General features: G+C 64.9%; 17 protein-coding genes. 5 read left to right on the forward strand and 12 right to left on the reverse strand.

The genetic code is table 11. The features are described from left to right. Positions 1 to 9 precede the first annotated feature (9 nt). From ACEQZY_RS07960 to rpsB, 7 genes are all read right to left on the reverse strand, one after another. Positions 10 to 1,239, reverse strand: a complete 1,230-nt coding sequence (locus ACEQZY_RS07960) for a 1-deoxy-D-xylulose-5-phosphate reductoisomerase (RefSeq protein ID WP_341702489.1) — start codon at positions 1,237 to 1,239, stop codon at positions 10 to 12. Continuing rightward, positions 1,230 to 2,027: a phosphatidate cytidylyltransferase gene (locus tag ACEQZY_RS07965; protein WP_341702490.1), complete on the reverse strand. Its 798-nt coding sequence runs from the start codon at positions 2,025 to 2,027 to the stop codon at positions 1,230 to 1,232. The genes ACEQZY_RS07960 and ACEQZY_RS07965 overlap by 10 nt, the downstream gene beginning before the upstream one ends. A gap of 28 nt (positions 2,028 to 2,055) precedes the next feature. Further along, positions 2,056 to 2,793 (reverse strand): isoprenyl transferase, encoded by a 738-nt coding sequence (locus ACEQZY_RS07970; protein WP_341702491.1) that lies wholly within the window; start codon positions 2,791 to 2,793, stop codon positions 2,056 to 2,058. A gap of 2 nt (positions 2,794 to 2,795) precedes the next feature. Then, a complete protein-coding gene (gene frr, locus ACEQZY_RS07975) occupies positions 2,796 to 3,353 on the reverse strand; it encodes a ribosome recycling factor (protein WP_370153474.1) in 558 nt (185 codons plus the stop codon). A 63-nt stretch (positions 3,354 to 3,416) separates the two neighbouring features. Beyond that, positions 3,417 to 4,133 carry a UMP kinase gene (gene pyrH, locus ACEQZY_RS07980; protein ID WP_370153476.1) on the reverse strand — a complete coding sequence of 239 codons (717 nt, stop codon included), beginning with the start codon at positions 4,131 to 4,133 and terminating at the stop codon, positions 3,417 to 3,419. 164 nt (positions 4,134 to 4,297) lie between these two features. Beyond that, complete coding sequence (gene tsf / locus ACEQZY_RS07985) at positions 4,298 to 5,221, reverse strand: translation elongation factor Ts (protein WP_370153478.1); 924 nt, start codon at positions 5,219 to 5,221, stop codon at positions 4,298 to 4,300. Between the two features lie 117 nt (positions 5,222 to 5,338). After that, positions 5,339 to 6,130 (reverse strand): 30S ribosomal protein S2, encoded by a 792-nt coding sequence (gene rpsB, locus ACEQZY_RS07990; RefSeq protein WP_341702494.1) that lies wholly within the window; start codon positions 6,128 to 6,130, stop codon positions 5,339 to 5,341. A gap of 265 nt (positions 6,131 to 6,395) precedes the next feature. On the opposite strand from rpsB, the gene ACEQZY_RS07995 reads away from it, so the two are divergent. Together ACEQZY_RS07995 and ACEQZY_RS08000 are read left to right on the forward strand one after the other, a co-directional pair. Beyond that, a complete protein-coding gene (locus ACEQZY_RS07995; protein ID WP_341702495.1) occupies positions 6,396 to 7,709 on the forward strand; it encodes a pentapeptide repeat-containing protein in 1,314 nt (437 codons plus the stop codon). A 41-nt stretch (positions 7,710 to 7,750) separates the two neighbouring features. Next, the gene (locus ACEQZY_RS08000) at positions 7,751 to 9,070 is read left to right on the forward strand and encodes a pentapeptide repeat-containing protein (protein ID WP_341702496.1); all 1,320 of its coding nucleotides are present in this window, start codon (positions 7,751 to 7,753) and stop codon (positions 9,068 to 9,070) included. Here the strand turns inward: ACEQZY_RS08000 and pepN are convergent. The 4 genes from pepN to ACEQZY_RS08020 form a co-directional block, all read right to left on the reverse strand. Next, positions 9,067 to 11,724, reverse strand: coding sequence for an aminopeptidase N (pepN, locus tag ACEQZY_RS08005; protein WP_370153481.1), 2,658 nt, complete (start codon positions 11,722 to 11,724; stop codon positions 9,067 to 9,069). The genes ACEQZY_RS08000 and pepN overlap by 4 nt on opposite strands. Before the next feature lie 8 nt (positions 11,725 to 11,732). Beyond that, positions 11,733 to 15,206: a DNA polymerase III subunit alpha gene (gene dnaE, locus ACEQZY_RS08010; RefSeq protein WP_341702498.1), complete on the reverse strand. Its 3,474-nt coding sequence runs from the start codon at positions 15,204 to 15,206 to the stop codon at positions 11,733 to 11,735. 257 nt (positions 15,207 to 15,463) lie between these two features. After that, a complete protein-coding gene (locus ACEQZY_RS08015; protein WP_341702499.1) occupies positions 15,464 to 16,402 on the reverse strand; it encodes a glutaminase in 939 nt (312 codons plus the stop codon). Between the two features lie 70 nt (positions 16,403 to 16,472). Then, positions 16,473 to 17,381, reverse strand: coding sequence for a LysR family transcriptional regulator (locus ACEQZY_RS08020; RefSeq protein WP_370153484.1), 909 nt, complete (start codon positions 17,379 to 17,381; stop codon positions 16,473 to 16,475). Between the two features lie 107 nt (positions 17,382 to 17,488). On the opposite strand from ACEQZY_RS08020, the gene ACEQZY_RS08025 reads away from it, so the two are divergent. The 3 genes from ACEQZY_RS08025 (at position 17,489) to ACEQZY_RS08035 (ending at position 19,744) form a co-directional block, all read left to right on the forward strand. Beyond that, positions 17,489 to 18,124 (forward strand): glutathione S-transferase family protein, encoded by a 636-nt coding sequence (locus ACEQZY_RS08025; RefSeq protein WP_370153486.1) that lies wholly within the window; start codon positions 17,489 to 17,491, stop codon positions 18,122 to 18,124. A 2-nt stretch (positions 18,125 to 18,126) separates the two neighbouring features. Continuing rightward, positions 18,127 to 19,143 (forward strand): pyridoxamine 5'-phosphate oxidase family protein, encoded by a 1,017-nt coding sequence (locus ACEQZY_RS08030; RefSeq protein ID WP_370153488.1) that lies wholly within the window; start codon positions 18,127 to 18,129, stop codon positions 19,141 to 19,143. A gap of 61 nt (positions 19,144 to 19,204) precedes the next feature. Then, positions 19,205 to 19,744 (forward strand): GNAT family N-acetyltransferase, encoded by a 540-nt coding sequence (locus ACEQZY_RS08035; protein ID WP_341702503.1) that lies wholly within the window; start codon positions 19,205 to 19,207, stop codon positions 19,742 to 19,744. On the opposite strand, the gene ACEQZY_RS08040 is transcribed toward ACEQZY_RS08035, so the two are convergent. Next, on the reverse strand, positions 19,741 to 20,559 hold the full coding sequence (locus ACEQZY_RS08040; RefSeq protein WP_370153490.1) for a helix-turn-helix domain-containing protein: 819 nt from the start codon (positions 20,557 to 20,559) through the stop codon (positions 19,741 to 19,743). The two genes, ACEQZY_RS08035 and ACEQZY_RS08040, sit on opposite strands and share 4 nt — an antisense overlap. Positions 20,560 to 20,619 lie beyond the last annotated feature (60 nt).

Here is a 20,619-nt window from a genome sequence, read left to right on the forward strand (position 1 = left end):
ACGGCCAGCCTAGTGCCGGCCCTGTCCCCTTGTTGGCACCCGAACAACCCGCCCGTCCTCCGTCGGCTCGACCAGATACCGGGCATAGCGCCGGGCGGCCTGGTCGGCGTCGTGCACCGCATCGAGATCCGTCAATGCCACATGCTCGACCCTGGCCAGTGTCTGTTCGACGATCCGCGTGATATCGAGAAAGCCGATCCGGCCCTTCAGAAAAGCGTCGACAGCCACCTCATTGGCAGCGTTCAGGATAGTAGGTGCCGCGCCCCCGCTTTGCAAGGCCTGCCGGGCCAGATTGAGGGCAGGAAATCTAGCGGAATCAGGGACTTCAAAGGTCAGACGGGCGATTGCGGCAAGGTCAAGCCGGGCCGCCGGCGTCGCCATCCGGCCCGGCCAGGCCAGGGTCACGGCAATGGGGGTCCGCATGTCGGGAGTTCCCAGCTGGGCAAGGACTGACCCGTCCACATATGAAACCATGCTGTGGATCACCGACTGCGGGTGTATCAGGATCTCGATCCGCTCTTCCGGTACCGGGAACAGGAAGCTCGCCTCGATCAGTTCCAGACCCTTGTTCATCAAGGTCGCGGAATCGACGGATATTTTGGCACCCATGCTCCAGACCGGATGCGCGATGGCCTGGGCCGGCGTGACCTCGCGCATCTCGCCCAGGCTGAGCGTCCGGAACGGCCCGCCCGAGGCCGTAAGGATCACCCGGTCGATACTGTCCGGGGCATCAAAGTCAAAAACCTGAAAAATCGCGTTATGCTCGGAATCCACCGGCAGGATGGTGGCGCCATGCAGAGCAGCCTCCCGCATCACCAGGGCGCCGGCACAGACCAGGCTTTCCTTGTTGGCCAGCGCCACGATCCGCCCCTGACGCACGGCGGCAAGGGTCGGTTCCAGCCCGGCCGCGCCGACAATCGCGGCCATCACCCAGTCCGCCGGCCGGGATGCCGCCTCGGTAATCGCCGCAGCGCCACCAGCCGCCTCGATACCGCTGCCCGCCAGCCGCTGGCGCAGTTCCGGCAGCAGGCTTCCGTCGCCGATCACGGCGCATTCCGCCCGCAGCCTGCGGGCCTGGTCCGCCAGCAGCGCGACATTGGTCTGTGCCGTCAGCGCAACCACCTGGCAGCGGTCGCCCTCCCGCTGCAGCAGATCAATGGTCGAACCGCCGATCGAACCGGTGGAACCAAGGATGGTCACCCGGCGCGGCTTTCCCTCCTTCGGCCCGTTCACAGCCATATCAGATCACCCCACAGGATGTAGATCAGGGTGACGAAGGGTACCGCGAACAACAGCCCGTCAAGGCGATCCAGCGCGCCGCCGTGACCGGGGATCAGGGTGCCGGTGTCCTTGACGCCGAAATGCCGCTTCACGCCGGATTCAAAGAAATCGCCGGCCTGCGAAACCACGGCAACTAAAGCCGCCAGCAGCGCCAGGGCCGGCGCCGGCCATCCCGGATCGATACGCGCCACCAGCCAGCCGACCAGCGCAGCACAGGCCATGCCGCCACCCAGCCCCGCCCAGGTCTTGTTCGGACTGATACTGGGGATCAGCTTCGGACCGCCGATTGCCCGGCCGGCGAAATAGGCACCGGTATCGGTCGCCCAGATCACGCAGAGCAACCAGAAGACCAGGTGCTGCCCCTGCTCGGAATCCTCGCGCAGCCACAGCAGCAGCAGGCATGGCAGACCGATATAGAGCAGACCGACGGTATGCCACAGGAAGCGGTGGCGCATGTACAGCCCGAGCGCGACCGCAACCAGCAGCAGGAAACCCATGGCGAAGTTGTGATGCTTGAACATCACCAGCAGCAGACTGCCCGCAAGCCCGAGCAGACTGCCAGCCAGCAGGCTGCGGGCATAAGGCCCCGGCATGCGCAGCCATTCATGCAGCATCATCGACCCGGCCAGGAATGCCAGCGCCGCAAACGGCCATTCTCCCAGCCATGTTGCCAGTATGGCCAGCGGCAGCATGATCGCCGCCGAGATCACGCGCAGAAGCAGGCTGCTGGCCCCGGTCTTCGGCATGGCCGCGGGTGTTTCAGGCGCACTGCGCTCAGTCACCGCTTCCGCCATAGCGGCGGTCACGCCGCTGGAATTCGCCGACTGCGGCGGCGAGATCCGACTGGCCGAAATCCGGCCAGAGCTTGTCGACAAAGATCAGTTCACTGTAAGCCGACTGCCAGAGCAGGAAGTTCGACAGCCTCTGCTCGCCGCTGGTGCGGATCACGAGGTCCGGGTCGGGAATCCCCGTGGTGTGCAGATTGGCCGCCACGATATCCGCATCAATCCGGTCGGGATCGAGCGTGCCGGCGGCAACCCTCTCGGCAATCCGGCGGCAGGCAGAAACGATCTCGTCCTGGCCGCCATAACTGAGCGCGATAACCAGCGTCAGGATGCGGTTCTCGGCCGTGCGGTTTTCAGCTTCGGCGATCAGCTCGATGATATCCGCAGCAAGCCGGCTGCGGTCCCCGATCACCCGGATACGCACCCCGGCCGACGCCAGTTCGTTCAGTTCGCGGCGGATATACAGCCGCAGCAGGTCCATCAGGCCGGCAACCTCGGTCTGCGGCCGCTTCCAGTTTTCCGACGAGAAGGCATAGAGGGTCAGGTACTGGATGCCGAGGCCACGGCAGGCGCGCACCACCTCGCGCACGGCGTCGACCCCCTGCCGGTGGCCGAGGTTACGCGGCAAGCCGCGGGCCTTGGCCCAGCGCCCGTTGCCATCCATGATGATGGCGACGTGGCGCGGCGGAGCCGGCTCAAGCGCGGGCGATGCAACCGGCTGCGACATGGTCAGACCTGCAGGATCTCCTTGGTCTTCTGCGCCAGCAACTCGTCGATCTTCTTGGTCGACGCATCGGTCAGGGCCTGGATTTCGTCATGCCACATCTTGGCATCGTCCTCACCCAGGTCGCCGTCCTTTTCCATTTTCTTCAGGCTGTCCATACCGTCGCGCCGCACCCCGCGCACCGCCACCCGGGCCTGCTCGGCATACTGGCCGGCAACCTTGGTCAGTTCTTTGCGACGCTGCTCGTTCAGTTCCGGAATCGGGATCCGGATCAGCTGTCCATCCGCCTGCGGATTAAGCCCGAGGCCACTGGCCGTGATCGCCTTCTCAACCGCTTTGACATTCGACTTGTCCCAGACCTGGACGCTGATCATGCGCGGTTCCGGCACGCTGACCGTCCCAACCTGGTTGATCGGCATCATGCTGCCGTAGACCTCGACGCGAACCGGGTCGAGCATGCTGGTGGATGCGCGGCCGGTGCGCAGACCGGAGAATTCGTGCTTCAGCACATCCACCGCCTTGTTCATCCGGCGCTCGATATCGTCGATATCCGGTTCTGCCACTGCCGTCTCCTCACGCGATTCAGAAATCAAACAAAAACAATATGTTACGGAAAACTACCCGCGTCAGCCACCCGCGATGACCGTACAGCGCCCGGCGCCGGTCAGCACTTTGGCGAAGCCGCCCGGCTCGTGCAAGGAAAACACCAGAATCGGGATCTTGTTCTCGCGCGCCAGACTGATGGCCGAAGCATCCATCACCTTCAGATCGCGCTGCAGCACGTCCATGTAGGTCAGGTGGTCATACCGGGTGGCGGCCGGATCGAGCTTGGGGTCGGCGCTGTACACACCGTCGACCTGGGTCCCCTTGAGCAGGGCATCGCAGCCCATCTCGGCAGCCCGCAGGGCTGCCGCCGTGTCCGTGGTGAAGAAGGGGTTGCCGGTGCCCGCGGCAAAGATCACCACCCGGCCCTTCTCCATATGCCGCATGGCCCGGCGCCGGATATACGGTTCGCAGACGGTGTCCATGCGGATCGCCGACATCACCCGGGTCGGCACCCCATGGGATTCCAGCGCATGCTGCACTGCCAGTGCATTGATCACGGTGGCCAGCATGCCCATATAGTCGGCCGAAGCCCGCTGCATGCCACGGGTAGCACCCGCCACCCCGCGGAAGATGTTGCCCCCGCCGATCACCAGGCAGACTTCGGCGCCAAGGGTATGAACTGCCTTCACCTCGGCGGTGATCCGGTCGACAGTCTCGAAATCAATGCCGTAGGGGGTCGGCCCCATCAGGGCCTCGCCAGAGCATTTCAGCAGCACACGGCGGTATTTGACGATCATGAACATCCTCGGCGGCGACGGCGCCCAGGGTGGCCCAGGGGCGCGGCGATTCTGTGGCGTACCTTATAGCACGCCTCGACCCGGTAAAAATCCCCGCGGATCGGAGCGCGCAACCCCGCGCCGATACAGAAAGGGGGGCCGAAGCCCCCCTGTCCAGATCGCCGTCAGCCGGCCATCTTCGCCACTTCCGCGGCGAAGTCGTCGGCTTTCTTTTCGACACCCTCGCCCAGCTGGAAACGGACAAAGGCGGTCAGCTCGATCGGTGCGCCGGCATCCTTGGCGGCCTTCTCGATGGCCTTGCCAACCTGGGTTTCGCCATCGATCACGAAGGTCTGCTCCAGCAGCACGACCTCCTGGTAGAACTTGCGGATGCGGCCTTCCACCATCTTGGCGATAATGTCGGCCGGCTTGCCCGAACCGGCAGCCTGCTCGGTCAGGACGGTCCGCTCGCGCTCGACCAGGGTCTGGTCCAGGTCCTTGGTGCTGACCGACTGCGGGTTGGTCGCCGCAATATGCATGGCCAGCTGCTTGCCGATCTGCTCCAGCACCTCGCGCTTGCCGGCCGACTTCAGGGCAACCAGCACGCCGAGCTTGCCGACGCCTTCCGCCAGCGCACTGTGCACATAGGCAACCACAGCGCCCTGGTCGACGCTGAGGGTGCGGGCACGACGCAGGGTCATGTTCTCGCCGATAGTGGCGATCGCCTGGGTCACTTCATCCTTGACGTTGCGGCCGGTGCCCGGAAAGGCCGCAGCCTCCAGCTTGGCGAGATCCTCGCCGGCTTCCAGCGCCACGGTGGCAATGCCGCTGGCCAGTGCCTGGAACTGCGGATTACGGGCGACAAAGTCTGTCTCGGCATTCACCTCGACAATGGCGCCCTTGCCGTCCTTGATCGCCACGGCGACCAGGCCTTCGGCAGCAACACGGCCCGCCTTCTTGGCGGCAGCCGACAGGCCCTTCTTGCGCAGCCAGTCGATGGCCGCATCAAGGTCGCCGGCGGTCTCGCCCAGCGCCTTCTTGCAATCCATCATTCCGGCGCCGGTCTTCTCGCGCAGGTCCTTCACCAGGGCCGCAGTGATCTCAGCCATGTCAGTCCTCTCAATGCTTCTCGGTTGCCCGGACATTGCCCGGTAATCGTATGGTCATCAAAACGGCTGCGGCGCCCCGTCGGAATCCGACCGGGGCGCCGCGACCGTGCATCAGGCTCAGGCCTGGGCCGCGGCTTCGCCGCCTGCGGCCGGTTCGGCAATGGCCTCGACCGGCAGCTCCTCGGCGGCGCCGATATCGGCACCGCTGGCCGACAGCTGCTCTTCGATGCCGCTCAGGACGGCCAGCGAGAACAGGTCGCAGTACAGGTTGATGGCGCGCAGTGCGTCATCATTGCCCGGCACCGGGTAGGTGATGCCCTGCGGATCCGAGTTCGAATCGAGCACCGCGACAACCGGGATGCCCAGCGTGCGGGCTTCGGCGATGGCGATGTCTTCCTTGACCGTGTCGATCACGATCATGATATCCGGAAGTCCGCCCATGTCCTTGATGCCGCCCAGCGCCCGGTCGAGCTTTTCGCGCTCGCGGGTGAGATTCAGCACTTCCTTCTTGGTAAGGCCGGCAGTGTTCTGCTCGGAACCGAGCAGCTCTTCCAGCTCCTTCAGGCGCTTGATCGACTGGGAGATGGTCTTCCAGTTGGTCAGCATGCCGCCAAGCCAGCGATGGTTCACGAAGAACTGACCGCACTTGGCCGCCGCCTCGGCGATCGCCTCGGAAGCCTGCCGCTTGGTGCCGACGAACAGCACACGGCCACCGCCGGCAGTGACATCGCGCACGGCCTGCAGGGCCCGATGCAGCATCGGCACCGACTGCTGCAGGTCGATGATGTGAACGTTGTTGCGCTCCCCGAACAGGAACGGCTTCATTTTCGGATTCCAGCGGTGGGTCTGGTGTCCGAAATGCACGCCAGCTTCGATCAGCTGACGCATGGTAAAGGTCGGCAGGGTCATCCTCTATCCTTCTCCGGTTGGGCCGCCGCAGGCACGTCCTGCCCCTGGAACCGAAATTCCGCCGGGACCGGACACCGGAACGCTGCCATGGGATGTCTCCCCAGGGCCGCGCAAGCCTGCGTGTGGGTTTGAACGCCGCGGCTTTTACCCCCTTGCCCGGCTTCTGGCAAGCCCCCGTTTCATCCCAGGCAAGTTTTCCCGCCTCGCTACAACCACAGGCTTCCTGCCACTGGCGTCTGGCAGGCGGCCATGGTGTTATGATCGCATGTCGTCGGCGGTCCTCACTCAGAAAGAGCTGGATGCCCTGCTGGTTTCCCAGGAACGCTTCGCGCGGGGTGCCAGGGGGGGTAACCGCTTGAATTTACAGTTCCAGGATGCCTCCGGTCTGAATTTCGCCAATCGCGACCTGCGGGAATGCGCCATGGTCGGCGGCAATTTCCGGAACGGGGTTTTCAAGTTTGCCCGCCTTGCCGGCGCCAATTTCTACGGTGCCGTGCTTGAGGGTGCCGACCTGACTTCCGCCGACCTCACCCGGGCCGACCTGCGCGGGGCCCTGATGCGGGCGGCCAACCTGGAATTTGCCGATCTGTCCGGCGCCGATCTGCGCGATGGCCGGCTGCTGAAGCCCGATGAGACCGGAAACCTGGTGCCCATCGCGGTCGGCGGCGCCGTGACCGAGCGGGCGCAGATGACCCATTCCCGGCTGGTCGGCGCCAAGCTGGGCCGGATCATGAGCCAGCAGGCCGACCTCAGCCATGCCAACCTGGCGAACGCCCGGCTGGTCGATGCCGATCTGTCCAATTCCGACCTGCGCGGGGCCATATTCGTCGGGGCCGATCTGACCAACACCAACATGAGCGGATGCAGCCTGTCCGGCGCAGTCCTTGCCGGTGCCCTGCTGCATGGCACGAAGTTCGAAGGCGCCGACCTCGCCGGCGCCTTCTTCCGGTCCTCCGAAATGCGCGACGCCCGCCTCAATGGCGCCCTGATGGCGAAAAACCTCGCCGAACTCGACAAGCCGCTGCAGATCGTGCTGCGTGAGCATCTGCTGTGGGCGGAATCGCTGGGCATCAAGGGGCGCCGCGCCGATTTCAGCCGCATCGACATGTCCGGCGTCAAGCTGCAGCAGATCGACCTCTCGGCCGCCTTGTTCGTACAGGCCACCCTGGTTGAAGCCGATTTCGGCGGTTCGGTCCTGTCCATGGCCGATTTTTCCGATGGCATGCTGCTGAATGCCAACTTCGTCGGCGCTGATCTGCGTGGAGCGAAATTCGCCGCTGCCAACCTGATCGGCTGTAATTTCAGCGGCGCCCGCCTCGGGCCAATGCCGATTTCCTCCCTCGAAGGCCGCCGCTGGCATACCAGTTTCGAGGATGCCAATCTGGGCCAGGCCAATCTGGCCGGCTGCCAGCTGGATGGCGCCCGCTTCGACCGGGCGATCCTGATGCAGGCCGACCTGCGTGGCGCCAATTTGCGCGGGGCCAGTTTCCGCCATGCCGACCTCAAGGGCACCGATCTGCGGGAAGCCGACGTGACCGGAGCGGATTTCACCGATGCCAGCGGCGTTAACCTGTCTTAACGCCTGTCCGGTATGCTACCGTGCCCGGACGGAGCGCCTGAATGAATAACCCGGTCAAAGTCATCGCCCAGTACGAGATCGACGAATTCTTCGAAGATCACGCCAATTATGTCCGTGGTGTCCGCGGCGGCAAACGCATGGTGCTGCATTTCCGCGATGCCTCGCGGCTCGATTTCAGCGGCAAGGAACTGAGCTCCGCGGATTTTGTCGGCAGCAAGATGAATTATGCCGATTTCAGCCACGCCTTGCTGGCCGGCTCATCGTTTTTCGCCACCGACCTGCAGGGTGCCGACTTCCGCCGCGCCGACCTCACCAAAGCCGACCTGCGTGGAGTCAACCTGCGCAATGCCAATCTGGAATCGGCCAATCTCACCAATGCCGATATCCGCGACGGCGTGCTGCTGCGACCGGACGAGGATGGCAACCTGATCGCCGTGCTCAAGCGCGCCACCTCGATCGACAACGCAAAAATGGCCGGCGCCAACCTGACCTCGGCCAAGCTGGGCAAGGTCGTCGGCCGCAACACCGATCTCAGCAACTGCAACTTCTCCAATGCCAAGCTGAACGGCGCCGACCTGTCCGGCTCCAACCTGTCCGGCTGCCTGTTCACCGGCGCCGACCTTACCGGCTCGAACATGTCGCATTGCGTGCTGCATGGCTCGGTTCTGGCCGGCGCCGTGATCAACGAGACAAATTTCGACGGCGCCGATCTGACCGCCGCGTATTTCCGGCCGATGGATCTGCGCGATACGGATATGACCAAGGCGATACTGCCGCGCAGTCTGGATAATCTGGACCGCTCGCTGCAGTTCATCGTGCGCGAGCACCTGACCTGGATCGAGACGCTGGGCAAACAGGGGATGAGGGTGGATTTCAGCCGCTATGATCTCTCCGACCTGAAGCTGAACAACATCAACTTCTCGGCCGGTGACTTCTCATACGCGATCCTGCGCAACACCGACTTCTCCGGCGCCCGCTTCGTGCTGGCAGACCTGCGTGGCGCAATGATGCTGAATGCCAATTTTGCCACCAGCAACCTGCAGGGTGCGAAATTCGATCGCGCCATCATGACAAACGCCGATTTCCGTGGCGCCCGGCTGTCACCGGTCAGCATCTCGGGGGCCCGCAACCGTCACCAGCCGGCCTCGCTGCAGGAATGCAACCTGACCCAGGCGAAATTCCAGGGCGCCGACCTTGAGGGGGCAATCTTCAACCGCTCGATCCTGACGATGACCGACCTGCGCAGTGCTAACCTGCGCGGCTGCTCGTTCCTTGATGCCGATCTGACCAATGCCGACCTGCGCGGCGCCGACCTCGAAGGAGCCGATCTGCGCGGGGTTATTGGCTACAAGTCCGACTAGTCTGCCAGTGATTTCGAGGCAATCTCGTAGACATCCGTGGACAGCTTCGGCGCCGTCAGGATGCGCTGCAATTCGGCTTTCATCCTAGCCTGTCGCCCTGCATCGAAACGTTTCCAGCGGCCGAGCGGGGCCAGCAGCCGCGCCGCCACCTGCGGGTTGACTGGATCAAGCTGCAGAATCCGGTCGGCATGGAAGGCATAGCCGGAACCGTCCGCCGCATGGTAGCGCAGCGCGTTGGCCGTGAAGCTGCCGATCAGGGCACGCACCTTGTTCGGCTTCTGCATTGAAAACCCCGGATGCGCCAGCAGGGCCTGCACCCGCTGCAGCGTGTCGGGGCGAGACGAGACCGCCTGCAGCGCAAACCACTTGTCCATCACCAGGGCATCGTCGCGGAAGCGTGCCTCGAAATCATCGAATGCGGCCTGCCTTTCCGGTCCGTCGAGATCAGCCAGCAAACGCAGGGCGGCCATACGGTCGGTCATATTGTCGGCCGCCTTGTACTGCCCGGCGATCCGCTCCAGCAGGGCGACGTCGCTTTCGGCCAGTGCCGAGAGGTAAGACAAGGCCGCATTCTTCAGGGCGCGGCGCCCTGCCGGCGCCGCATCCGGCGAGTATGGGCCGCTTTCACGGCTGGCTTCATACAACGTCTCGAATGTGACGCGATGCGCGGCAGCAACCTGCCGGCGCAGCGCCCTGCGGGCGGCATGGATCGCGTCCACATCCACCACTGCCATACGGTCGGCAATATAATCCTCATCGGGCAGAGCGACAGCCTCCGCTGCGAAGGCCGGCTCCAGGCCGTCATCATGCAGTATCTGCCCGATCGCATCGATGAAGGCCGGGTCGTAGGCCGCATCGGCGGGTTTACCGGCCTGAATCTCGGTGACCCGCTGCAGCAGCAGGTCGGTGGCGAATTGCTGGCCGGCTTCCCAGCGTGCGAAGGGGTCGCTGTCATGAGCCATCAGGAAGGCCCTCTCGGCGCCATCCTGCCGCACATGCACCAGCACCGGCGCCGAGAAGCCGCGGTTCAGCGACAATGCCTTCGGCTGCGGCAGGTTGACAAAACGGAAGGTCTGATTGGGGGTCGTCAATTGCAGCAGACGACCTGGCTTTGCTGTATCCGCCTCACCTTCCAGCCGCAGCGGAATGTCGCGGCCCTGCCCGTCCAGCAGGCCGATAGCAAACGGGATATGCATCGGCGCCTTGTCGGGTTGCCCCGGAGTCGGGGGGCAGCTCTGCCGCACTGTCAGATGATAACTGCCCTCGCCGGCATCATAACGGCCCTCGATCTCCAGCTCGGGCGTACCGGCCTGACTGTACCACAGCCTGAACTGTGACAGGTCCGCGCCATTGGCATCGGCCATGGCGGCGGCGAAATCATCGCAGGTGGCCGCGGTGCCGTCATGGCGCTCGACATAGAACCGCATGCCCTTCTGGAAGCCATCCTCTCCCAACAGGGTATGCATCATGCGGATCACCTCGGCGCCTTTCTCGTAGACCGTCGCCGTATAGAAATTGTCGATGGCGATATACGAATCCGGCCGCACCGGATGGGCCAGCGGGCCGGCATCCTCGCGGAACTGCCGTGCCCGCAGCGCCCGCACGTCACGGATGCGGGTGACCGGCCGCGAGCGCATGTCTGCCGAGAATTCCTGATCGCGGAAAACCGTCAGGCCCTCCTTCAGACTGAGCTGGAACCAGTCTCGGCAGGTGATCCGGTCGCCAGTCCAGTTATGGAAATACTCATGCGCGACCACGGATTCGATTCCGGCAAAATCCGCATCCGTTGCCGTCTCCTGATCCGCGAGGATGTACTTGTCATTGAAGATGTTCAGGCTCTTGTTTTCCATCGCGCCCATATTGAAATCACTGACGGCGACGATGTTGAAAAGATCGAGGTCGTATTCGAGACCGAAACGGGTCTCATCCCAGCGCATCGAGCGCTTGAGTGCGTCCATGGCATAGGTGGTACGGCCTTCCTTGCCATGCTCGACGAAAATACGCAGGCGCACGTTACGGCCGCTCCGTGTCACGAAGCTGTCTTCGTTGCAGCCGAGGTCGCCGGCGACCAGGGCGAAGAGATAGCTCGGCTTCGGGAACGGATCCTCCCAGACGGCATAATGCCGGCCATCGGGCAATGCGCCCTCTTCCGCCAGATTGCCATTCGACAGCAGTACCGGGCAGGCCTTGCGGTCGGCCCGGATGGTGACCCGGTAGACCGCCATCACATCCGGCCGGTCAGCAAAATAGGTGATGCGGCGGAAACCCTCTGCCTCGCATTGCGTGCAGTAGACTCCGCTCGACTGGTACAGCCCCGAAAGCTGCGTGTTGCCGGCCGGGTCGATGCGTACTTCGGTTTGCAGCACGAAGAAGCCCGCCGGTGGCTTTGTAATGGTCAGCCCCCTGTCCGTCAGGCTGTACTCGCCATCGGCAAGCGGCCGGCCATCGAGATGGACCGCCAGCAGGACCAGATTCTCGCCATCCAGATGCAGCGGCGCGTCCGCCGCGGTGCCGGCATTCGGCTCGATCTCCAGCCGTGCCTTCACCCGCGTGACATGAGGTTCCAGATCGAATTCCAGCGCGACCCTGCGGATCCAGTAATCCGGCTGGCGATAATCCCTGCGATGAATGGCCGGGGGCAGCGGCTGGGTCATGGTTTGCTCTAGATGTCGTAGACCTCGATCACGCCCGGCAGCACGCGGATCTGGTGACGGATGGTCGGATTGATGGCATAGCCTGATGGCAACCGGATATCGGCCTCCAGGCCACCGGGCACGCCCTGCTCTTCGATCTTGAGGCCGAGCAGAACCTGCCCGCGGCCCCTGCCGGCTTTGTCGAGCAGCCCCCTGATCTGACCAAAGGACCTGTCATCCTCCACCATGATCCTGATGCCGGCAGCGGCGCGGGCGGCCACGTCATCTAGCCGCTCCACCTTCTGGGCGCTGAGGCGCGGCTGCTCACCATCGGCACGGCCAGACAATGTCCAGACCACGTTGGTGCCGGCATCCAGCAGTTCGCGATACTGCGCCAGGACTTCCGAAAACAGCATCACTTCATACATGCCGGAAGCATCGGAACACTGGACGAAGGCAAAGCGGTTTCCGGTCTTCTGCGAGGTGCGCTCCTGTTTCGAGATCACCGTGCCGCCGATCTTGACAATCTGCTCGCTGGAATGAAGCTGCCTGAGCACATCGGCGTAACGCTTCACGCCAACCCGGTTCAGCGTCGCCTGATAGGCATCCAGCGGATGCGCCGACAGATAGAAGCCAATCGCCTCGAACTCTTTGGCCAGCTGGTCCATCGGCGTCCAGATATCGCCTTCCGGCAGCTTGGGCAGCGGGGCATCCGTGCCGCCACCGCCGAACAGCGATACCTGGTTGGAGCTGCGTTCCTCGGCCTTGCTCTGGGCATAACGGATCAGGGTCTCCAGCCCGGCAATCACTTTCGACCGGTTCTTTTCCAGTCCGTCAAAGGCGCCGGCCTTGGCGACGTTTTCCAGCATGCGTTTGTTCAACGCCGTCGGGTCGACCCGGCCGGCAAAATCGAACAGTGACCGGAAAGTCCCGCCCTTCTCACGCTCTGCCACGATCTGCCCCATAGGCGCCGCACCGACATTGCGCACCGCGGCCAAAGCGTAACGGATCGCACCCTTCTCCGCCTTGCCCTTGTCGTATTCCACCGAGAATTCGACCTCGGACCGGTTGATGTCCGGCGGCAGCAGGCTGATGCCCTGCCGGGCACATTCCTGCCGGAACACGTTCAGCTTGTCGGTATTGGAAATGTCGAGTGTCATCGACGCGGCGATGAACTCGACAGGGTAGTTCGCCTTCAGATAGGCCGTCTGCCAGGCCACCAGCGCATAGGCGGCGGCATGGCTCTTGTTGAAGCCGTATCCGGCGAATTTCTCGACCAGTTCGAAGATAAAGGCGGCCTGTTTGGGATCGACACCCTTTTCCTTGGCGCCGGTAACGAAACGCTCCTTCTGCGCATCCATCTCAGCCTTGATCTTCTTGCCCATGGCGCGGCGCAGCAGGTCGGCTTCGCCCAGCGAATACCCGGCCAGAACCTTGGCGATTTCCATCACCTGTTCCTGGTAGATGATGACGCCGTAGGTTTCCTCAAGTACCGGCTTCAGCCAGTCATGCAGATAGTCCGGGGTCTCCCGCCCCTGTTTGCGGGCGATATAGCTCGGGATATTTTCCATCGGGCCCGGGCGATACAGGGCCACCAGCGCAATCAGGTCCTCGAAGGCATCCGGCTTCATCTGCCGCAGCATGTCGCGCATGCCACTGCCTTCAAACTGGAACACGCCGACCGCATCGCCGCGCCCGAGCAGTTCGAAAGTGGGCTGGTCGCTGAGCGGAATGGATGCCAGGTCGATCTTCACGCCGCGCTTGCGGATCAGCTCGACCGCCTTCTCGAGTACATCCAGCGTTTTCAGGCCGAGAAAGTCGAATTTCACCAGGCCGGCAGCCTCGGCGTATTTCATCGAGAACTGGGTTGCCGGCATGCTGGCATGCGGGTCGCGGTAGAGCGGCACCAGTTCGACCAGCGGCCGATCGCCGATCACCACGCCGGCCGCATGGGTCGAGGCGTTGCGGTACAGTCCTTCCAGTTTCAGTGCCACGTCCATCATGCGGGCGACATTCTCGTCGCGGTCGCGTTCTTCGCGCAGGCGCACCTCTTCCTTGATCGCCTGCGCCAGGGTCACCGGATTGGCCGGATTGTTCGGTACCAGCTTGCAGATACGGTCCACCTGCCCCAATGGCAGCTGCAATACGCGGCCGACATCGCGGAGCGCGGCACGGGCCTGCAGCTTGCCGAAGGTGATGATCTGGGCAACGTTTGCGGCGCCGTACTTTTCCTGCACATAGTGGATCACCTCTTCGCGGCGTTCCTGGCAGAAGTCGATATCGAAGTCGGGCATCGACACGCGTTCCGGGTTGAGGAAGCGCTCGAACAGCAGGCCGAAACGCAGCGGATCGAGGTCGGTGATGGTCAGCGCCCAGGCGACCACCGAGCCGGCACCGGAGCCGCGGCCCGGTCCGACGGCAATGCCATTGCGCTTCGACCACTGGATGAAATCGGCCACGATCAGGAAGTAGCCGGGGAATTTCATGTTGATGATCGTCTCGCATTCGAAATCGAGACGATCCCGGTAGGGTTTGGCGTCATCGCCCGACACGCCGATCTGCTGCAACCGCCGCTCCAGTCCCTCGCGGGCCATACGGCGGAGCATGTCGGCCTCGCTCTCGCCGCTGCCATCACCGAAACCAGGCAGGATCGGCTTGCGTTCCTCGGCCTTGATGGCGCAGCGCCGGGCGATCACCAGCGTGTTCTCGATCGCCTCGGGCAGATCGGCGAACAGCACCCGCATCTCCTCGGCCGACTTGAAGCGGTGATCGGGAGTAACGCGCCGGCGATCCTGCTCGCCCACATAGGTCCCCTCGGCGATGCAGAGCAGGGCGTCATGGGCCTCGTACATGCTCTCGTCGGAGAAATAGCAGTCGTTGGTGGCCACCAGCGGCAGGTCCAGCGCGTAGGCCAGGTCGATCTGGGCTTCCTCGGTCTTGCTTTCGATGGCCCAGCCATGGCGCTGCAGCTCGACATAGAGGCGCCCGGGAAAGATGCCCTTCAGCCGCTCGATCTGTCTGCGGGCCTCGTCAGCCTGCCCCTCGGCCAGCAGACGGGCGACAGGTCCGCTTGGGCCGCCGGTCAGGCAGATCACCCCCTCGCTGGCCGCCGCGAGGGCGTCCCAGCCGATATGGGCCGCCTCGCCCGGCGGGGTGTCGAGGAAGGCCATGGTGCTCAGCCGCATCAGATTGGCATAACCGGCCTCGTTCTGCGCCAGCAGCACAAGGCGGTCCGGATCGGGCTTGCGCAGGGTCTTGCCGAAGGCGGTCTGCTGGTCCAGCCGCGCCAGGCTGATCTGGCAGCCGATGACCGGCTGGACCCCCTTGCCGGCCAGCGCCTTCGAGGCCTCCAGTGCACCGAACAGGTTGTTGGTGTCGGTGACGGCCACTGCCGGCATCCGGTGCTTCACGCAGAGCCCCGCCAGCTGGTCGACGCGGATTGCGCCCTCGGTCAGCGAATAGGCGGTGTGGACCCGGAGATGGACAAAATCGGCATGGCTCATCGAGGACTGACCGGCGGCTGGATTTTCGATTCCCGTTCTGGGGTTACGATACGCGACCTAGGGGCGCCAAACCAGAACGCAAGGAATCCGAATCGGCTATGCGGTATGACCGATTCGTGTTGATTCCCAATATCTTGTGGATAAGTGCGCAAGTCCCTGCAGTACCAGCGGAACGGCTGTGGACGAATCCCAGATGCTGGCGAACGAAGCGGAAATCCGGTCCAGATATTGCGCGATGCCACCCCGCTCCGGCCCTGTCACGCCCCGAATACCGACCAGCCCATCCGCCGCGACAGCCGTTCCAGCGCGATCTTGCCCAGCCGCGAATTGCCGTTGTCATCGAGGCCGGGGGACCAGACGCAGACGGATGCCCGTCCCGGCACGACCGCGAGGATTCCGCCGCCAACCCCGCTTTTGCCGGGAATGCCCACCCGGAAGGCGAAATCCCCCGATCCGTCGTAATGGCCGCAGGTCAGCATGATGGCATTGATGCGCCGTGCCCGTTCCGGCGAGATGACCGTGCGGCCATCAGGGCCGTGCCTGCCGGAAAAGGCCAGGTAGCGTGCCGCCATGGCCAGCTGCCGGCAGGACATGGCAATGGCGCAGTGGTGGAAGTAGACGCCGAGAACGAATTCGACCGGGTTGTCGAGCATGGCGTAGGAGCGCATGTAATTGGCCAGAGCGGCATTGCGGAACCCGGTTTCCTGTTCCGAGATTGCCACGCCCTGGTCGATCGAAATGCCATCGTCATCGGCGACATGCCGGATGAACCGCAGGATTTCGCCCAGTGCCTCGCGCGGCCGGTGCCCGGACAGGATGACATCGGCCAGTGCCAGGGCGCCCGCATTGATGAACGGGTTGCGCGGTTTGCCATGCTCGTATTCCAGCTGGACAATCGAGTTGAACGGATTCCCGGATGGCTCGCGCCCCACCCGCCGCCACAATGAATCGCCGATCTTCCCCAGGGCCAGCGTCAGGGTAAAAACCTTGGAAATGCTCTGGATCGAAAATGCCGTATCCGCATCGCCGCCGCAGATTGCGCGCCCGTCGGCCAGCACCACCGCCAGCCCGAACTGGTCGGGATTCACACCGCCAAGCTGCGGGATATAGTCGGCAACCTTGCCACGATCCGTCTGTCCGGACATTTCGGCGGAAATCTCGGCAACCGCCTGCTCAAGCCCATCCAAAGCCGCCATCTCCGGTGTCTGAACCCTGCTGTCATGGACTGTAGCGGATTATCCCGGAGGCAGCGACCGCCGCCGACCGTCACAGCTCCCCGATCGCCGCAAGATCGCCCCGCAGCCGCGCCGTCGCAAAGTCGATGAAGGCCCGTACCCGGGCGGAGACATGCCGGCCGCCCAGTTGCACCAGATGCACCGGCACCGGCGGTGGCTCATAATCGCGCAGCACCAGTTGCAGGCGTCCGGCCCGCACATCGTCGGCTGCCTGGTAAGCCAGAACCCGGGTCACGCCGCGCCCGGCCCTTGCCGCAGCCAGCGCGACATCGGCGGAGTTGACCGTCAGCCGCGCCCGGGGCGCCACCCACACGCCGCCACCGCCGCCGTCCAGCAGCCATTCCCGCCAGTTGCCCAGCGGCGAAGTCAGGATCGCCGGATGATCGGCCAGATCTTCGGGCCGGCCAGGGATGCCATGTCTGGCCAGATAATCGGGAGAGGCGCAAACCACCGAGCGCATGGTCCCCAGTCGCGTCGCCACCAGACCGGAATCCGGCAGTTCGGCAATGCGGACGGCGATATCAACGCCTTCATCCATCATGTCGACCACCCGGTCCAGCAGGACCAGCCGGGCACTCACCTGCGGATGGGCATCGAGAAAATCCATCAGCACCGGCGCGACATGAAGCCGCCCGAACATCACCGAAGCGGTGATGGTCAGGTGCCCGCGCGGTGCCGCCTGGTCGCTGGCCGCAGCCGCCTCCGCCTCCTCGACTTCGGCGAGAATGCGCCGGCAATCGCCGAGGTAGCGCTGCCCGGCATCGGTCAGGCGCACATGCCGTGTGGTCCGGTGCAGCAGACGGGTGCCGGTCCGCTCCTCCACCGCCGCCACCGCCCGGGTCACGGCCGGCGGCGACAGCCCCAGCCGGCGGGCGGCGCCGGCGAAGCTTTCAGCCTCGGCAACCGCAACGAATATCTGCATGGCATCCAGGCGGTCCATGGATTATTCCGGAAAATGAAACAGTCCCTTGCAGAATGACCCCATTCTGTTTTTCCTGGCAACAGGCATTCTCTCCGGCAGGTTCCACTCCAGCCGTAGGATAGCATATGCCGCCGACCCAGCCGATCCGCCTCTACCGCTTCAACCTTTCCGGTCATGCCCACCGGGCCCAGCTGATGCTGTCCCTGCTCGGTCTGCCCTTTGAGATGGTGGACGTCGATCTGCCGGGCGGCGCCCACAAGGCACCGGACTTTCTCGCCCGCAACCCGTTCGGCCAGGTGCCGGTGATCGAGGATGGCGACCTCACCGTCGCCGACAGCAATGCCATCCTCGTCTACCTCGCCGGCCGCTACGACGAGACCGCCCGCTGGCTGCCACGCGACCCCGTGGCGGCCGCCCGTATCCAACAATGGCTGTCGGCCGCGGCGGGTCCGCTTGCCTTCGGCCCGGCCCGTGCCCGCATCAGCCACCTGTTCCGGCGCCAGATGGACCTGGCCGAACCGCGGGCACTGGCCGGCCAGCTCTTCGCCGTCATGGAAAGCCAGCTGTCGCAGCAGGACTGGCTGGCCGGCACGGCGGCGCCGACCATCGCGGACGTCGCCCTCTACAGCTACACGGCCCATGCTCCCGAGGGCGGCCTGCCGCTCGACGCCTATCCGGCGATCCGGGCATGGCTTGCTCGGACCGAGGCCCTGCCCGGCTTTGTCGGCATGGCCCGCTCGCCGGTTCCCGCAGCGGCCTGATCATGGCTACCGGGCTGGTTCCCGATGCCTTCCACGCCGGCGAGCAGGCAATGCAGCTGCTGGCCGGCGTGCGCGGCCGCATGGCACAGGTTGGCCGGCAGGTGATCCGCGACCACATGCCGGACCAGCACCGGGAGCTGTTCACCAAGCTGCCGATGCTGCTGGCCGGCAGTCAAGATGACACCGGCCGGCCCTGGGCTTCCTTGCTGGTCGGCGCGCCGGGCTTTGTCGCCTCGCCCGACGACCGGACGCTGGTGATCGATGCCCGGCCGGCCGCGGCCGACCCGCTGGCCGGGCACCTGAAGCAGGGGGCACCGCTCGGCCTGCTGGGCATCGAACTGCCGACCCGGCGGCGCAACCGGATGAACGGCCAGGTCGCCGCCCTGCAGGATGGCCGGATCACCGTGACCGTCGACCAGAGTTTCGGGAACTGCCCGAAATACATCCAGGCCCGGCAGCCGCGCTTCACCGCTCCGCCGGCCAGCCTGTCGGCTCCCGGCCATCCGGTTCAGCAGGAAGGCCCCCGGCTGTCTGCGGCCGCCCGCGCCGTGATTGCGGCAGCGGACACCTTTTTTATTGCCACAGCCTCGCGCCAGGCCGGCAACGGCGAGGCGCGGGAAGGCGTCGACGTTTCCCATCGCGGCGGCCGGCCGGGCTTCGTGCGGATCACCGCGGAGACCGCCGGCGATGTGCTGACAGTTCCCGACTTTGCCGGCAACCTCTACTTCAACACGCTGGGAAATATTGCCGAGAACCCGCTGGCAGGACTTCTTTTTATCGACTTCGACAGTGGCGATCTGCTGACCCTCACCGGCTCGGCGGCGGTGGTGCTGGACGATCCCGCTATTGCCGCCTTCCCGGGTGCCCAGCGGCTGTTGCGGTTCGAGCCGCAGGATGGCCGGCTGATCCGGGCCGCCGTGCCGCTGCGCTGGTCGGCGCCGGATTATTCTCCGGCCCTGGCCCGGACCGGCACATGGAATGCAGGCGGGAGTCCCGAGATTGTACCGGCGCAATCCTGACCTTGCGCCGATGCGGCCAATCCCATAGGCAGGGCGGCACGACCCGACACGAGGCCATGCCATGTCCCCCTCCCTGCCGCAGCTGGAAACCGAGCGCCTGATCCTGCGCCCGCCGCAACGGGAGGATCTCGATGCCTGGACGGCATTCCTGCTGGACGCCGAGGTACAGCGCTTTCTCGGCGGGGTGCAGCAGCGGCCGATTGCCTGGCGCCAGCTCTGCATCATGGCCGGATCGTGGACCGTCGAAGGTTTCTCGATGTTTTCGGTGATCGAGAAGGACACCGGCCGCTGGATCGGCCGGCTGGGCCCCTGGCGGCCCGAAGGCTGGCCCGGTACCGAGGTCGGCTGGGGCCTGACCCGCGATGCCTGGGGCAAGGGCTATGCCACCGAGGGTGCCGCTGCCGCCATCGACTGGGCCTTCGATACGCTCGGCTGGACCGAGGTGATCCACACCATCGTGCCCGAGAATGTAAACTCGCAGGCCGTGGCCAAGCGGCTGGGCTCAACCCTGCTGCGCAAGGGGTGGCTGCCGGAGCCGATCAATCTCGAAACCGATGTCTGGGGCCAGACCCGCGAACAGTGGCTGGCACGGCGACGCTAGCCGGGCGAAGTGCTGGCGACCTGCCGCCGCCACTCCGCCGGGCTGGCGCCGAGGATGCGGCGGAATTCGCGTGTGAAATGCGCCTGGTCGGCAAAACCGGCCGCATAGCCGATCTCGGCCAGGCTGGCGGGCGCATCGAGCATGGCACGCGCCGCACGCCGCACGCGGGCATCGCGCAGGATGCCGGAATAGGAAACACCGAGAATGTTCAGCCGCCTCTGCAGGCCGCGGGTCGACATACCCACCTTGCAGGCGGCCATGGCAATCGGCCAATGCCGCACCGGATCGTCATCGAACAGTTGATAGAGCCGTTCGATCAGGTCGGCCGCGACCGGCAGCGGCTGAATTCGGTTTTCCGCCCGCAGGGCGGCCCATCGGATCACCCATTCATCGGCCTCGCCGGGCAATGCCGGCAACTGCGCCCTGCCATCGCGCATGGCGGGAATATCAGGGCCGCCGCCGGCCAGGTCAACATCCACCCCCACGCAGCCAATCGCCTGCAGCAGGGCGACCAGCAGGCCCAGAACCGCCAGGCTCTCCAGCGGATGGGGCGGCGCTCCCCGCAGCGACCGGTGGCGCAGCCGGGCACAGCCTTTGCCGATCTGCACAAGCTGAACGCGATGGTGCGAATGGTGATACTTCTCCAGGCGGGACCAGCGGTCGAGCAGAGCCGCCGGGTCCGTGGCGCGGCGCAGAACGTCCAGGGTCGGGTCGCTGGGTACCGCATGAATACCCTGCCCGACCTGCAGCACGAAGCCGGGCCCGGCAATGCGGCAGGCATGGTCAAGCAGGCGCCGCTTGACATCGGGTGACACGGTTACAGGCCCGCCCGGCCCGATACGATCCCGGAGATCAGCGGGCGGCCCGATACCGGC

Source organism: Ferrovibrio sp., from assembly GCF_964218355.1.
In the GTDB taxonomy this organism is placed as follows: domain Bacteria; phylum Pseudomonadota; class Alphaproteobacteria; order Ferrovibrionales; family Ferrovibrionaceae; genus Ferrovibrio.

What these genes read in the sequence shown, in the direction of transcription:
- ACEQZY_RS07960 (WP_341702489.1), bottom strand. Translation starts at nt 1,239, where the DNA reads ATGGCTGTGAACGGGCCGAAGGAGGGAAAGCCGCGCCGGGTGACCATC.
- ACEQZY_RS07965 (WP_341702490.1), bottom strand. Translation starts at nt 2,027, where the DNA reads ATGCCGAAGACCGGGGCCAGCAGCCTGCTTCTGCGCGTGATCTCGGCG.
- ACEQZY_RS07970 (WP_341702491.1), bottom strand. Translation starts at nt 2,793, where the DNA reads ATGTCGCAGCCGGTTGCATCGCCCGCGCTTGAGCCGGCTCCGCCGCGC.
- pyrH (WP_370153476.1), bottom strand. Translation starts at nt 4,133, where the DNA reads ATGATCGTCAAATACCGCCGTGTGCTGCTGAAATGCTCTGGCGAGGCC.
- tsf (WP_370153478.1), bottom strand. Translation starts at nt 5,221, where the DNA reads ATGGCTGAGATCACTGCGGCCCTGGTGAAGGACCTGCGCGAGAAGACC.
- rpsB (WP_341702494.1), bottom strand. Translation starts at nt 6,130, where the DNA reads ATGACCCTGCCGACCTTTACCATGCGTCAGCTGATCGAAGCTGGCGTG.
- ACEQZY_RS07995 (WP_341702495.1), top strand. Translation starts at nt 6,396, where the DNA reads ATGTCGTCGGCGGTCCTCACTCAGAAAGAGCTGGATGCCCTGCTGGTT.
- ACEQZY_RS08000 (WP_341702496.1), top strand. Translation starts at nt 7,751, where the DNA reads ATGAATAACCCGGTCAAAGTCATCGCCCAGTACGAGATCGACGAATTC.
- pepN (WP_370153481.1), bottom strand. Translation starts at nt 11,724, where the DNA reads ATGACCCAGCCGCTGCCCCCGGCCATTCATCGCAGGGATTATCGCCAG.
- dnaE (WP_341702498.1), bottom strand. Translation starts at nt 15,206, where the DNA reads ATGAGCCATGCCGATTTTGTCCATCTCCGGGTCCACACCGCCTATTCG.
- ACEQZY_RS08015 (WP_341702499.1), bottom strand. Translation starts at nt 16,402, where the DNA reads ATGGCGGCTTTGGATGGGCTTGAGCAGGCGGTTGCCGAGATTTCCGCC.
- ACEQZY_RS08020 (WP_370153484.1), bottom strand. Translation starts at nt 17,381, where the DNA reads ATGGACCGCCTGGATGCCATGCAGATATTCGTTGCGGTTGCCGAGGCT.
- ACEQZY_RS08025 (WP_370153486.1), top strand. Translation starts at nt 17,489, where the DNA reads ATGCCGCCGACCCAGCCGATCCGCCTCTACCGCTTCAACCTTTCCGGT.
- ACEQZY_RS08030 (WP_370153488.1), top strand. Translation starts at nt 18,127, where the DNA reads ATGGCTACCGGGCTGGTTCCCGATGCCTTCCACGCCGGCGAGCAGGCA.
- ACEQZY_RS08035 (WP_341702503.1), top strand. Translation starts at nt 19,205, where the DNA reads ATGTCCCCCTCCCTGCCGCAGCTGGAAACCGAGCGCCTGATCCTGCGC.